The organism is Streptomyces mirabilis (genome assembly GCF_039503195.1).
GTDB classification, from domain to species: domain Bacteria; phylum Actinomycetota; class Actinomycetes; order Streptomycetales; family Streptomycetaceae; genus Streptomyces; species Streptomyces mirabilis_D.
The window spans coordinates 4846606-4860093 of record NZ_JBCJKP010000001.1; the positions used below are offsets into that span (position 1 = coordinate 4846606).

Below are 13488 nucleotides of genomic sequence, written 5' to 3' on the forward strand. Positions count from 1 at the left end.
TGCACACCGCGTGTTCACCGGCGCGCACACGATCCACTCACGCCGCCGCCTGCAACTCCAGCCGCGCCCCGAACTCCCGTACCACCGCCTCGTCCCGGTACGGCTCCAGGCGCTGCTGGAAGTCGTCCAGGTACTCGGCGCCGCGGTTGGAGCGGAGCGTGCCGAGGAGTTCGACCGCGCGCAGACCCGTGTGGCACGCCCGTTCCACCTCGCGCTGCTGGACCTGCGCGGTGGCCAGCAGGACGTATCCGATGGCCCGGCGGCGGGCCCGCGACTCCGGATGCCCGGCGAGGGACTCCTCGGCGCAGCGCGCGGCGGCCTCCGCCTGACCCAGGTCACGGTGGCAGTGCGCCAACTCGTCGGCGAGATAGGCCTCGTCGAAGTGCGCGATCCACGTCGGGTCGTCCCCCGAGGCCGCGTCGGCGCCCTCGAGCGCGGTGATCGCACGCCCGGACGCCACCTGAGCGGCGCGCGCGTCGCCCATCAGGGCGTGCCCGCGCGCCTCCGCGGCGTGGAACATCGACTCCGCGCGCGGTGTCACCCGACCCCGCGCCCCCTCCTGCGCCGCGCGCGCCAGCTGCGCGATCTCGCGCGGGTTGCCGAGCTGCGCCGCCAGGTGGCTCATGGACGCGGCCAGCACGTACCCGCCGTATCCCCGGTCCCCGGCCGCCTGGGCGAGCCGCAGCGCCTGGATGTAGTACCGCTGGGCGAGGCCCGGTTGACCGGTGTCGATGGCCATGTAGCCCGCGAGTTCCGTCAACCGCGATACCGCCGAGAAGAGTTCGCGGCCGACGCCCTCCCGGTACGAACCCGCGAGCAGCCCGGAGACCACGCTGTTGAGGTAGTGCACGACGACCGGGCGCACATGCCCGCTGCCGTACTGGTGGTCCAGGTCCGTGAGCGCCTGGGTCATCGCGCGGACCGCCGCCACGTCCGAGAGCCCGACCCGCGGACCCGCCGCACGCGCCACCTGCGAGTCCGGCGCGGAGATCAGCCAGTCGCGGCTCGGCTCGACGAGCGCGGAGGCGGCGACGGACGAGCCGGACAGGAAGTCCCTGCGCCCGACGTCACTGCGCCACAGCTCACACACCTGCTCGATGGCGCCGAGGACGGTGGGCGAGAACTGCAACCCCACGCCCGACGCGAGGTTCTTGCCGTTGGCCATGCCGATCTCGTCGATCGTGACCGTACGGCCCAGCTTGCGGCCGAGCGCCTCGGCGATGATCGCGGGAGCGCGCCCCCTCGGCTGCTGACCGCGCAGCCAGCGCGCCACCGAGGTCTTGTCGTAGCGCAGATCGAGGCCGTGCTCGGCGCCGCACATGTTGACCCGGCGGGCCAGGCCGGCGTTGGAACAGCCCGCTTCCTGGATGAGCGCCTGCAACCGTTCGTTCGGCTGCCTGGCGACGAGAGGCCTTGCGGCCATGGCGTACCCCCTGTGGCTGCGGTGCCTGCCCACGCACCGAGTTGACGTGTCCTCATCGGCCAACCACAGCGAAGGAAGTCGGCCGTGAAGATCAATGCCCCGCCGACATACCGAAGATGCGAGACATGTGAGGATTGCCGGGGTAAAGGCGGTTGCCCCGACCCCACCCCTGGTTACCCACGACCCGCTGTCATTCCCCCTGCGCGCCCCCACCCGTGCATCCATGCGCCCCACACGCGGGAACGATGCCCCTCCCCCGCGCACGGGACCCCCGTAACCCCCTGTGGCGGCTAGAGTTGTGTTCATCGTGGAAGAGACCATCGCGGGGCCCGAGGCCGTCCAAATCCCGAAGCAGCGTGGCGAATCATTGCTTGACACCGCCGTGCGATATGCCGAAGAGCGCCATTGGGACGTGTTCCCGGGCACGTGGCTGGAGGCCGTCGAGGGGATGCAACGCTGCTCCTGCGGCGAGGCCACCTGCCCCGCGCCGGGCGCACACGCGGCACGCGAGGACTGGGCGACGCAGGCGACGGGCAGTGCGACCGTCGCGCGCCGGATGTGGTCGAAGCAGCCGAACGCGTCGATCCTGCTGCCCACCGGGCGTACGTTCGACGCGATCGATGTGCCGGAGACGGCCGGGTTCCTCGCGCTCGCCCGCATGGAGCGGATGGAGCTGACGCTGGGGCCGGTGACGTGCACGCCGGACCGGCGCATGCACTTCTTCGTCCTTCCCGGCGCGGCGGTGAAGGTCCCCGACCTGGTACGCCGGCTGGGCTGGCCGCCCGCCTCGCTCGACCTGGTCACCCTGGGCGAGGGCTCGTACGTGGCGGCTCCGCCCACCCGGTTCGGTTCGCGGGGTGCGGTGCAGTGGGCCTGCCGGCCGACGCCGGCGAATCGGTGGCTGCCGGATGCGGAGGAATTGATCTCGCCGCTTGCCTATGCGTGCGGCAGGGATCGGTAAGGCCGGTTGGGCGTCGTACTTTCCCTGCGGGTTCGTCGTGGCTGGTCGCGCAGTTCTCCTCGCGCCCCTAAAAGCCTAAAAGCAGGGCGCTCGCCCTTAGGGTGCTCACATGGCCGAGCAAACAGGGGCAGACGTTCCCGCCGTACGTGTGCAGGGGCTCTGGAAGCGGTTCGGGGAGCAGGTCGCCGTCGCCGGGATCGATCTGGAGTTGCCCGCGGGGCGGTTCATCGGGCTCGTAGGGCCCAACGGCGCGGGCAAGACGACCACCCTCTCGATGGTGACCGGGCTGCTCAGGCCCGACCAGGGCGGCGTCGAGGTCGTCGGCCATGACGTCTGGCGCGACCCGGCGGCGGTGAAGGCCCGGATCGGCATACTCCCCGAGGGCCTGCGGCTCTTCGAACGACTCTCCGGGCGTGAGCTCCTCGCCTACACCGGCCGGTTGCGCGGCCTGCCCGGCGCCGAGGTCGACAAGCGCACCACCCAGCTCCTCGACGTCCTCGACCTCGCGGGCGCCCAGCACAAACTCGTCGTCGACTACTCGACGGGCATGCGCAAGAAGATCGGCCTCGCCGCCGCTCTCCTCCACAACCCCGAGGTCCTCTTCCTCGACGAGCCGTTCGAGGGCGTCGACCCCGTCTCCGCGCAGACCATCCGCGGCGTCCTGGAGCGCTACACGGCATCGGGCGCCACGGTCGTCTTCTCCTCCCACGTCATGGAACTCGTCGAATCGCTGTGCGACTGGGTGGCCGTCATGGTCGCGGGACGCATCCGCGCGCACGGCCCGCTCGCGGAGGTCCGCGGCGACGCGCCCTCCCTCCAGCAGGCGTTCCTGGAACTGGTCGGCGCACAGGGCCGCGACCGCGGGGCCGACCTGGACTGGCTGGGCGGCGGGGCGGCGCGATGAGCACGAGCACCTCCGGAGTCTCCTCCGAGGCCTCGATCACCCCGGTCGTCGTACGGCTGAAGCTGTCGCTGCTGCGCAACGGGCTGCGACAGTCGGCCGGGCGGCGGGCCGCGTACATCACCTCGGTCGTCGTCGTCCTCCTCTTCGCCGCCCTCCAACTGCTCGGCCTCATCGCCCTGCGGGGCAACGGGCACGCCGCGTCCGTCACCGTCCTGCTGATCGCGGTCATGGCCCTCGGCTGGGCCGTGATGCCGTTGTTCTTCCCCAGCGGCGACGAGACCCTGGACCCGACGCGCCTGGTCATGCTGCCGTTGCGACCGCACCCGCTGGTCCGGGCGCTGCTCGTGGCCTCGCTGGTCGGTATCGGACCGCTGTTCACCCTGTGTCTGCTGGTCGGTTCCGTCATCTCCGTGGCGCACGGCACGGCGGCGTACGTCACCGGTGTCGTGGCCGTGCCGTTGGCGCTGCTCGTCTGTGTGGCCCTCGCGCGGGCCGTCGCCGCCGCCAACATCCGGCTGCTGTCCAGCCGCAAGGGCCGCGATCTGGCCGTACTGAGCGGCCTCGTCATCGCGATCGGCGCGCAGCTCGTCAACTTCGGCGCGCAGCGGCTCGGTTCGGCGGGCGGACTGTCCCGGCTCGACCCGGCGGCGGACGTGCTGCGCTGGGTGCCCCCCGGGTCGGCGATCGGCGCGGTGGACTCGATGAGCAGGGGCTCGTACGCGATGGGGGTCGCCCAACTCGTCCTGGGCGTGGCGGCGCTGGTGGGGCTGCTGGCGCTCTGGTCGAGGCACCTGACCCGGCTGATGACCTCCCCGGACGGGTCGACGTTGCAGGCGGGCGAAAGCGCGGCGCGGGAGCGGGTGCCCACGGGCGGGCTGCGCCGGCTGCTGCCCCCGGGGCGCACCGGGACCGTGATGGAGCGCAGCCTGCGGTACGTGTGGCGCGACCCGAAGACGAAGGCCGCGTGGGTGACCTCGCTGGCGATCGGGCTGATCGTGCCCGTGTTCAACGCCCTGCAGGGCACCGGCTCGATCTACTTCGCGTGCTTCGCGGCCGGGATGCTCGGCATCCAGATGTACAACCAGTTCGGTCAGGACACCTCCGCGTTCTGGATGGTCGCGATGACCATCGCGTCCCCACATGACGCGTACGTCGAACTGCGCGGGCGTGCGCTGGCGCTGCTGGTGATCACCCTGCCGTACGCGACGCTCGTGACCGTGCTGACGACGGCGATGCTCGACGACTGGTCCAAGCTGCCCGAGGTGCTCGGCCTGTCCTTCGCGCTGCTCGGCGCGATGCTGGCGACCGGCGCCTGGTCCTCGGCCCGCTTCCCGTACTCGATCCCGCAGGAGGGCTACAAGAACGTGGCCCCTGGGCAGGCGGGCCTCGCCTGGATCGCCATCTTCGGCGGAATGGTCTCGGCGGCGCTGCTGACCGCTCCCGTCATCGCCGTCACGATCTGGCTGAATGTGACGGCGGACGGGGACCGGTGGAGCTGGCTGCTGCTGCCGCTGGGGGCCGGATACGGGGCGCTGATCACGGCGTTCGGGCTGCGGATGGCGGCGCCGCGGACGGCTCGACGGCTGCCGGAGATCCTGGCGGCCGTCAGCAAGGGCTGAGCCGGCGGGGAGAGCGCCGGGGAGGCCGACGTGCCGACGGGGAGAGCGAGCTGTCAGGGCCCGCGGGCGCGGCATGATCCGCCGGACAGGTCCTAGCGGTCCTGGTCGGCGAGTACGCCGTCGAGGAAGGGCTCGATCGCCGCGCGCCACGCCTCCGGCTGGTCGTAGTGCACGAGGTGACCGGCGTCGGCCACCTCCGCGTACCGGCCGTGCGGCAGGACGCGGACCATCTCCTGGGCCTCGGCCCGGCCGAGCTCGCCGTCCAGGCCCCGTACGACCAGTGCGGGGCACTGGACCTGGGCGAGCTCCTCCCAGTGGGCGTCGTACACCCAGGTCTGGCGGGACTTGAGCATCTGCTCGGGTTCGAAGACCGGGCGCCAGCCGTCGGCGGACTCGTGCATCACCTCGGCGTAGAACTCGCCGCGGGACGGGTTCGGGCGCTCCACCCAGGGGTCGTCCTCGCCGAACCACTTCCGTACGTCGGCGAGCGTGGCGAAGGGCGTGGGCCAGGCCTTGAACCAGTCCTCCCACTCACGCTGCGAAGCGGCCCCTAACGCCGAGGCCCGCATGTCGCAGATGATCAGCCCCCGGACGAGGTCGGGGCGCTTGGCGGCGAGCTGCCAGCCGGTCAGCGCGCCCATCGCGTGGCCGATGAGGACGGTCGGGGCGAGACCCAGCTGCTCGAGAGCGGCCTCGACGTCCTCGACGTACGCCTCGCGTGTGTACTGCCCCTCCGGCGCCTTGTCGCTCTGGCCGTGGCCGCGCTGGTCCAGGGCGACCGCGCGGTGCCGCTCGGAGAGCCAGCGGGCGGTGGACGCCCAGTGGGACGCGCGGCCCATGAGGCCGTGCAGAAGCAGCACGCCGGGGGCGGGCGGGGTCCTGGGCGGGTCGCTCTTGGGAGGATCGGCGAACTCCCAGGCAGCGAGCCGTAGGCCGCCCGCGCCCGTCACGTCGATGCGCCGCACCATAGGTCTGGCACCCCCCTAGCTCGCTCGGACCGCTCGCTCCCGCTCGAGTCGGCCGGTCCACTCGTACCGCTTCCTGCCGCGCTTGCTGCTGCTGTCGTGCCGCTTTCATGCCGTTGAGTCTGCTGATGTGCTGCTCTACGTGTACCCGATGTGCCTGTGATACGCCGCCAGGTTATCGAATGAGTATTCGAAAATACTCCTCTCGGCGGCAACACCCCTCGTTCGAGTGACCCCACTCGGGGATTGACCGCCGCCGCCGAGGGGAGATCTTCAGCGGGAGGCGGACCACTCGGGGAAATCGGTCCGAAGGGGATGACCCTGGGAGCTCGGGGCTCCGGGTCAGCACAGGGGAGGACAGGCCCCGGCGCCATAAGGTGCCGGGGCCCTCTCCACATCTACGGCACATCCTCCCCGCCCCTTCCCCAACCGTGCGACATCCCTCTTGGACACGGTCAAGAGCCCTCAGGTCATATGCCTCACGGGTCAGCCTCGCACGCAAATGGTCGCGGCGCTGCGATTCCGCACACTGAATCTTGGTTTCGGCCAGGTAGCGAAAACATCACAACTGCCCCTGTGGTCGCGGGAGTTGACATGACCGAGGTGAGTCGACGGAGGCGCGGGAAGGAGGTGGAGCGTTGGGTCACCGCGGGCGGACGACACGCTCCAGGGCGAGCGACCTGCGCCAGGGCGCCCATGCCCGCGCCCCGCGCGTTGAACGGAGCTCCGGGTCGTCCCCCACGAGCGGTGTCGCCGTGCGCGGGCTCGATCGCCACCGACGCGCAGCGGGCGGGCCGAGTCGATGCCGGCCCACGATGGCCGGCGGGCGCCCGGAGGCCGACCCGGGGTTCGGCGGATGCCGGACCCCGTGGCCCACCCCCGGGAGCTGCCCCTCGCGGGCTCAGGGCCGGGAAGCCCGCACCGGGGTGCGAGGCCTCCCACCATCACCGGATGTCAGCGCTTGGCGACGAACACGTGGGACGCGACGTCCGACTCCAGCTCCGCCGCCTCACCACCGCTGCCGACGAGCACGCCGCCCGCCGACTCCGTCACGCTCACCACGGAGCCGGGCTGCACACCCGCGCGCCGCAGCGTGTACATCAGCTGCGCGTCCGTCTGGATGGGCTCGCCGATCCGGCGCACGACGACGGTCTTGCCGTCCAGGCCGGGGTCGAGCTCGGCCAGCGACACCATGCTCTCGTCCAGGAACGGGTCGGCGCCGTCCTTCTCGCCGAGCTCCTCCAGTCCGGGGATCGGGTTGCCGTACGGCGACTCGGTCGGGTGGCGCAGGAGCTCCAGCACCCGCCGCTCCACCGCCTCGCTCATCACGTGCTCCCAGCGACACGCCTCGGCGTGGACCTGCTCCCACTCCAGACCGATGACGTCGACGAGCAGGCACTCCGCGAGGCGGTGCTTGCGCATCACTCGGGTGGCGAGACGACGGCCCTCCTCGGTCAGCTCCAGGTGCCGGTCGGTGGCGACCGCCACCAGACCGTCGCGCTCCATGCGCGCCACCGTCTGGCTGACCGTCGGCCCGCTCTGGTCGAGCCGCTCCGCGATCCGGGCGCGCATGGGGACCACGCCTTCCTCCTCCAGCTCGAGGATGGTGCGGAGATACATCTCCGTGGTGTCGATCAGTCCGGACATACGTGCCCCTTGATTAGCTCTGCCGAAGGCTCGGTGGCTCACCGGCGTGTGCGCTGGCCCTGAACCCAATTCTGACGCATACCACTGACAAGCGTGCCTCGCCGTTGAAACCGCAGGGTGACGAGTGCCCCTGCGCACGCCCCACCGGGTGCCTCCGCGGGCGGCTCCGCAGGCCGTATTGACAGCGCACTGGTCCAGACCGCAACGTGATCCGCGACACGAAGCGTGACCCAGCTCCCACCCGACGCCGACGAGACTTCTAAGGGGCTTCGCCGATGAGCGACCGCAAGCTGGCCGGGCAGTTCTTCGACGCGGCGATCGGCCTGCTCCGGCGGGTGCGGGACGAGGACGCGGGAGACATCGAGGCGGCCGGCGCCCTGATCGCCGACACCGTCACGGACGGCGGCCGGCTGTTCGCCTTCGGCGCCGGGCACTCCTCGCTCGCCGCGCAGGACGTCGTCTACCGCGCGGGTGGGCTTGCCCTGATGAACCTGCTCGCCGTGCCGGGCGTGGTCGGCGTCGACGTCATGCCGGCGACGCTGGGCTCGGCCCTGGAGCGGGTCGACGGCCTCGCGAGCGCGGTCCTGGACTCCAGCCCGCTGCGCGCCGGCGACGTGCTCGTGATCATCTCCCTGTCCGGCCGCAACGCGCTCCCGGTCGAGATGGCCATGAACGCGCGGGCCCTGGGCGTGAAGGTCATCGGCGTCACCTCGGTCGCCTACGCCTCGGAGACGAAGTCCCGGCACGTCTCGGGGACGTATCTGAAGGACCACTGCGACATCGTCCTCGACTCGAAGATCGCGGTCGGCGACGCGGAACTGACCCTGGAGACGATCGAGGCGCCCTTCGCCCCCGCCTCCACGGTGGTCACGACGGCCCTCCTCCAGGCCGTCATGGCCACGGCCGCGGGCGCGCTGGCCGACCGGGGCATCGAGCCGCCCCTGCTCCGCTCGGGCAACGTCGACGGCGGTCACGAGTGGAACGGCCGAGTGATGACGGAGTACGGCGACCGAATCTTCTACCGCCGCTGAGCCGACGGGGATCTTTCAGCCCGGCCGAGCCGACCAGGGCCTTTCAGCACGGCTGAGCCGACCGAGATCCTTCACCGTGACGGGACCGATCGGGATCTTTCACCACGGCTGGGCCCACCGGGATCCCCCACGCCGCTGAGCCGACCCGGATCCTCGACCGACGCCGAGCCGAACGTGCCTCTCCACGGTCGCTGGACCGACCCGGCTCCTCCAACCCCGCTGAACCGACCGGGAGTCCTCCACCCGCACTGGGCCGACCCGGAATCCTCCAGCCGCGTTGGGCCGATCGGGTGGGGGTGCGGCGGCCTACGTGTGGCCCGCCAGGCCCTCCAGATCCAGCGCCGTGGCGATCCGTACCGCCACGTCCTCCGCGTACGTCGCGTCCGCGCGCTCGAACTGGCTGCGCCCCGCCCCCCGCAGAAACGTCACGACGCCCAGCGTGCGCCCCCGGCTGCGCAGGACCGCGCACAGGGCGTGCACCGAGTCCGGCGGCCACTGGCGGGCCGTGGCCCACTCCCGCTTGCGCTCGGGGGTGGTCTCACCGGAGCTGGCCCGCACGGACCCGGCCCGCTCCACGCACTGGAGCGCGGGATGCCCCTCGGCGTACCGCACGGGCAGCCCCGCCTTCCCGGTGAGCAGACTCGGCCCGGGCGCCCCGGCGGGCGTGGTGACGGCCCGTACCAGCCGTACGGGCCCGTCCTCGTCCCCCGCCGACCACCCGGTCGCGACCCGGTCGATCAGCGCGTGGTCGGCGAACCCGGCGAGTGCGAAGTCGAGGTGGACGGTGGCGGCCTCCCCGGGGTCCTCGCACTCGGCCGCCGCCCGGGCGGCCCGGTGCAGCTGGTTGGCCCTGAACCGCAGCAGGGCCGCCTCCTGCTCGGTGTGCTTGGCCTCGGTCACGTCCTGGAAGAGCCACCCGACCCCGAGCGGAACCGGTTCTTCCGCGAGCGGCGAGGCGAGCCGCAGGAACCCGCTGCGCCAGCACCGCCGCTTCTCGCCCTCGGCCGACCGCACGCTCACCCACATCTCGGCGGGCGCGGGCGGCGCGCCCTCGGCGAGCACGTGCGTGAGCGCGCTCTCCAGCTCCTCGACCCCTTGGGAGAGCAGCTCCCCCAGCGGTCGTCCGAGCACCGCCGTACGCCCGATCCCCAGGGCTCGGGCCGCATGCGCGTTGACGACGGCGGGCCGCAGGTCCGCGTCGACCAGCACCACACCCCAGCTGGCGTCCTCGAACAACGCCTCGCTCAGAGCGATGGACCGCTCGAGATCGATCTGCGCGTGCACCTCGCTGAAGGCGCAGTACACCCCGGCGGGCTTCCCGTCGGCTCCGCGCACGGCGGCGGACTGGGTCCGCACCAGCACGCGCCCGCCGTCCTTGGTCAGCAGCGCGAACTCGTGCACCTGACGTCCGGGGGCCTCCATGGCGGACAGCAGCCGCGCCTCGACCTCCTCGGCGTCCGCGGTCCGCACGGCCCACCCGGCGAACCCGCGCCGCCCCACGGCCTCGGCCGCGGTCCAGCCGAGAATCCGCTCGGCCTCGCGGTTCCAATGGGTGACGACCCCGTCGGCGTCGAACGCGCACAGCGCCGCGTCCATCCCGTCCAGCAGCGCGGCAAGCAGATCGGAACCAGCCGGCTCGGGCTCGTCCGGCCCCAGCTCGTCGGTGGTCCCACTACGCCGGGAAGCACTCACCTGGACCCCCTGCAGGCTGCGTCCGCACGTACGGCGAGACAGTTCGCTCACTCGCCTTCATTCAACTCGAACGTGACCCAGCCCACATCGTGTTCCCCAAAGATTGGACGAAATCGTTGTACGCAGGGATTCCGCCCCGTCAGCCCCAGGAATCGCAGGGTCGAAAAAAAAGTGGTTGAGCTCTCGGCGATCGGTTCCTAAGGTGTGGTCTACACGAGAAGGGAGGTGGTTCGGCAGATGTATAAGAACCGGACGCGTGAGGTGGCTGCGGGCTAGCGGCCCGTCACCACATCCAGTGCGGTGCCGGACCAGCGCGTGAACTGAGCGCGCAGCCGGCCCCAATCCCAAGCAGTCACCCGACCCGCGAGCTCGCCGGTACGTCCGGCCGGCTCCTCCGCCGCGAGGCGGAGGGACCCGAGCTCGCGGGTCGTCTGCGTTTCGCAGGGCATGTGAGGTGGGGCACATGCGTTTCACGGGGTCCGCAGTACTCTTGGACCATGCTTCCGATGCTCGTTCGACGCCGACACGTGGACTTCGTGCGCGTCACGAGCATGGGCTGTCGGGCTTCTTCCTGACCTCGGCCCCCTTTCTTCCCCTTGGCTCCCGTGGCCCCCGCCCCATCCCCGGCGGCCGCCCGGGCACCCGTACACCCTGCGGACGCACCTCATGACGACGCACACGTCTTCTGCTCAGTACCTGCAGAGCCGGCAGAGCCGACAGCACCGGCCCTACCAGCAGCTTCCGATCATCGATCTCTCCGCGGCCGAGCGCGGCCCCCAGGCCCGTGCCCTGCTGCACGCGCAGTTGCACAGCGCGGCCCACGACGTGGGCTTCTTCCAGCTCGTCGGGCACGGGGTGACCGAGGGCGAGACCGCCGCCCTGCTCGACGCCATGCACCGGTTCTTCGCGCTGCCCGAGGCCGAGCGGCTCGCCCTCGACAACGTCAACTCGCCGCACTTCCGCGGGTACACGCGCACCGGCGACGAGCGCACGGGCGGCAGCCGGGACTGGCGGGACCAGCTCGACATAGGGGCCGAGCGGCCCGCGCGCAGGCCCGGTCCCGGCGAACCCGCCTACTGGTGGCTGGAAGGGCCCAACCAGTGGCCTGCCGCACTGCCGGAGCTGCGGACCGCCGCGCTGGCATGGATCGACCGGCTCAGCTCGGTCGCGGCCCGCCTGCTGCGCGAGCTGCTCACCGCGATCGGGGCTCCCGCCGACTTCTACGAGCCGATCTTCGGCGAGCGGGCCCATCCGCATCTGAAGCTCGTGCGCTACCCGGGCAGCGCGGGCGACGGCGCCGACCAGGGCGTGGGCGCGCACAAGGACTACGGATTCCTGACGCTGCTGCTCCAGGACCAGGTCGGCGGCCTTCAGGTGCAGCGCGAGGACGGTCTGTTCCACGAGGTGCCGCCGCTGCCGGGGGCGTTCGTGGTCAACCTGGGCGAGCTGCTGGAAGTGGCCACCAACGGCTACCTCGTCGCCACCAACCACCGGGTCGTCAGTCCGCCCGGGGCCACCGAGCGGTTCTCCGTGCCCTTCTTCTACAACCCGCGCCTGGACGCGCACGTGGAGCCGTTGCCCTTCCCGCACGCCTCCGCCGCTCCCGGTGTCACCGACGACCCGGCGAACCCGCTGTTCGCGGAGTACGGCTTCAACGAGCTGAAGGGCAAACTGCGGGCCCACCCCCTGGTCGCCACCCGTCATCACGCGGAGCTGCTCACCCCCGCGTGATGACCGGCCACTCCTGGACTCGACGGGGGCTCAGTGCGCGATGTCCTCGTAGCCCTTGATCTCCTGGGGGCTGCGCGGAGCGGGGCCCACATAGCGCGCGGACGGCCGTACGAGCCGTCCCGTGCGCTTCTGCTCCAGGATGTGCGCCGACCAGCCCGCCGTACGGGCGCACGTGAACATCGACGTGAACATGTGCGCCGGGACCTCGGCGAAGTCGAGCATGATCGCGGCCCAGAACTCGACGTTCGTCGCCAGGACGCGGTCCGGGCGGCGCGCGTGGAGCTCCTCCAGGGCCGCCTTCTCCAGCGCCTCGGCGATCTCGAAGCGGGGAGCGCCGAGCTCGCGGGCCGTGCGGCGCAGGACACGGGCGCGCGGGTCCTCGGCGCGGTAGACGCGGTGGCCGAAGCCCATCAGGCGTTCGCCCTTGTCGAGGGCCTTCTTGACGTAGGCCTCCGCGTCGCCCGTTCGCTCGATCTCCTCGATCATGCCGAGGACACGGGAGGGCGCGCCGCCGTGCAGCGGCCCGGACATGGCCCCGACGGCGCCGGAGAGGGCGGCGGCGACATCCGCGCCCGTCGACGCGATGACGCGGGCGGTGAAGGTGGACGCGTTCATGCCGTGCTCGGCGGCGGACGTCCAGTAGGCGTCCACGGCCGCGACGTGCTTGGGGTCGGGCTCGCCGCGCCAGCGGATCATGAAGCGTTCGACGACGGAGTGCGCCTTGTCGATCTCGCTCTGCGGAACCATGGGCCGGCCCTGGCCGCGGGCGGACTGGGCGACGTACGAGAGGGCCATGACGGCGGCGCGGGCGAGGTCCTCGCGGGCCTGGGCCTCGTCGATGTCGAGGAGGGGTTTGAGGCCCCAGACGGGGGCGAGCATGGCGAGCGCGGACTGGACGTCGACGCGGATGTCGCCGGAGTGGACGGGGATCGGGAACGGCTCGGCGGGCGGCAGGCCGGGGTTGAAGGCGCCGTCCACGAGGAGGCCCCACACGTTTCCGAAGGAGACGTGGCCGACCAGATCCTCGATGTCGACGCCCCGGTACCGGAGTGCGCCGCCCTCCTTGTCCGGTTCGGCGATCTCCGTCTCGAACGCGACGACTCCTTCGAGTCCGGGTACGAAGTCGGACATCAGGCGGCTCCTCGTGATGTGTACGACGGGGGATTTATGGGGGTGATGGTGGGGGCGCGTCTTGCGGTTGGAAGGGAAAACCGTGCGTCGATGATGGGTGGTGGACGTCCGGCTCCACGGTCGGCTCGTGGACTCGCGGTCCGGTACGTCTTCCCGGTGATGCCCCGTGCGACCGGCGGTCATCCCACCGGAACGGTGGCAGCACCATATCTCCGAGTGCCACCTTTGGGGAGGCCCTGCGGCACTGAGTGCCACCCACTGACACTCGATGCCGTACAGGGATACGGCAAGATGACCGCGTGACCGACCGCGACCGCTTCCCGGATGAATCCGCCGCCGAGCCCCTCGTCCTGCGCGCTGCGGAAGCCGCCGCCGCGGAAGCCG

The 13488-nt window shown here is 71.6% G+C and carries 10 protein-coding genes; 5 read left to right on the forward strand and 5 right to left on the reverse strand.

Annotated features, from left to right (window positions below):
• Positions 1-37: 37 nt before the first annotated feature.
• Positions 38-1423, reverse strand: coding sequence for an NsdA family TPR-like regulatory protein (locus AAFF41_RS22370; RefSeq protein WP_343324520.1), 1386 nt, complete (start codon positions 1421-1423; stop codon positions 38-40).
• A 298-nt stretch (positions 1424-1721) separates the two neighbouring features.
• On the opposite strand from AAFF41_RS22370, the gene AAFF41_RS22375 reads away from it, so the two are divergent.
• The 3 genes from AAFF41_RS22375 to AAFF41_RS22385 all read left to right on the forward strand — a co-directional run bounded on the left by AAFF41_RS22375 (position 1722) and on the right by AAFF41_RS22385 (position 4907).
• Positions 1722-2384, forward strand: a complete 663-nt coding sequence (locus AAFF41_RS22375; protein ID WP_319748780.1) for a bifunctional DNA primase/polymerase — start codon at positions 1722-1724, stop codon at positions 2382-2384.
• A gap of 109 nt (positions 2385-2493) precedes the next feature.
• On the forward strand, positions 2494-3288 hold the full coding sequence (locus AAFF41_RS22380) for an ABC transporter ATP-binding protein (RefSeq protein ID WP_343324521.1): 795 nt from the start codon (positions 2494-2496) through the stop codon (positions 3286-3288).
• The gene (locus AAFF41_RS22385) at positions 3285-4907 is read left to right on the forward strand and encodes a transporter (RefSeq protein ID WP_343324522.1); all 1623 of its coding nucleotides are present in this window, start codon (positions 3285-3287) and stop codon (positions 4905-4907) included. Before AAFF41_RS22380 ends, AAFF41_RS22385 begins: the two co-directional genes overlap by 4 nt.
• A 92-nt stretch (positions 4908-4999) precedes the next feature.
• Here the strand turns inward: AAFF41_RS22385 and AAFF41_RS22390 are convergent, their stop codons facing one another.
• Together AAFF41_RS22390 and AAFF41_RS22395 are read right to left on the reverse strand one after the other, a co-directional pair.
• Complete coding sequence (locus tag AAFF41_RS22390) at positions 5000-5875, reverse strand: alpha/beta fold hydrolase (RefSeq protein ID WP_319748777.1); 876 nt, start codon at positions 5873-5875, stop codon at positions 5000-5002.
• Between the two features lie 951 nt (positions 5876-6826).
• Entirely contained in the window at positions 6827-7519 is a 693-nt protein-coding gene (locus tag AAFF41_RS22395) for an iron-dependent transcriptional repressor DtxR (protein ID WP_054235646.1), read from the reverse strand.
• Between the two features lie 275 nt (positions 7520-7794).
• On the opposite strand from AAFF41_RS22395, the gene AAFF41_RS22400 reads away from it, so the two are divergent.
• Positions 7795-8550, forward strand: coding sequence for an SIS domain-containing protein (locus tag AAFF41_RS22400; protein WP_319748776.1), 756 nt, complete (start codon positions 7795-7797; stop codon positions 8548-8550).
• A gap of 306 nt (positions 8551-8856) precedes the next feature.
• Here AAFF41_RS22400 and AAFF41_RS22405 read toward each other — a convergent pair whose 3' ends face one another.
• Positions 8857-10242 carry a PAS domain-containing protein gene (locus tag AAFF41_RS22405; protein ID WP_343324523.1) on the reverse strand — a complete coding sequence of 462 codons (1386 nt, stop codon included), beginning with the start codon at positions 10240-10242 and terminating at the stop codon, positions 8857-8859.
• A gap of 666 nt (positions 10243-10908) precedes the next feature.
• Between AAFF41_RS22405 and AAFF41_RS22410 the strand changes: the two genes are divergently transcribed.
• Entirely contained in the window at positions 10909-11973 is a 1065-nt protein-coding gene (locus AAFF41_RS22410; RefSeq protein ID WP_319748774.1) for an isopenicillin N synthase family dioxygenase, read from the forward strand.
• A 30-nt stretch (positions 11974-12003) separates the two neighbouring features.
• Here the strand turns inward: AAFF41_RS22410 and AAFF41_RS22415 are convergent, their stop codons facing one another.
• Complete coding sequence (locus AAFF41_RS22415) at positions 12004-13104, reverse strand: citrate synthase 2 (RefSeq protein ID WP_060901754.1); 1101 nt, start codon at positions 13102-13104, stop codon at positions 12004-12006.
• Positions 13105-13488 lie beyond the last annotated feature (384 nt).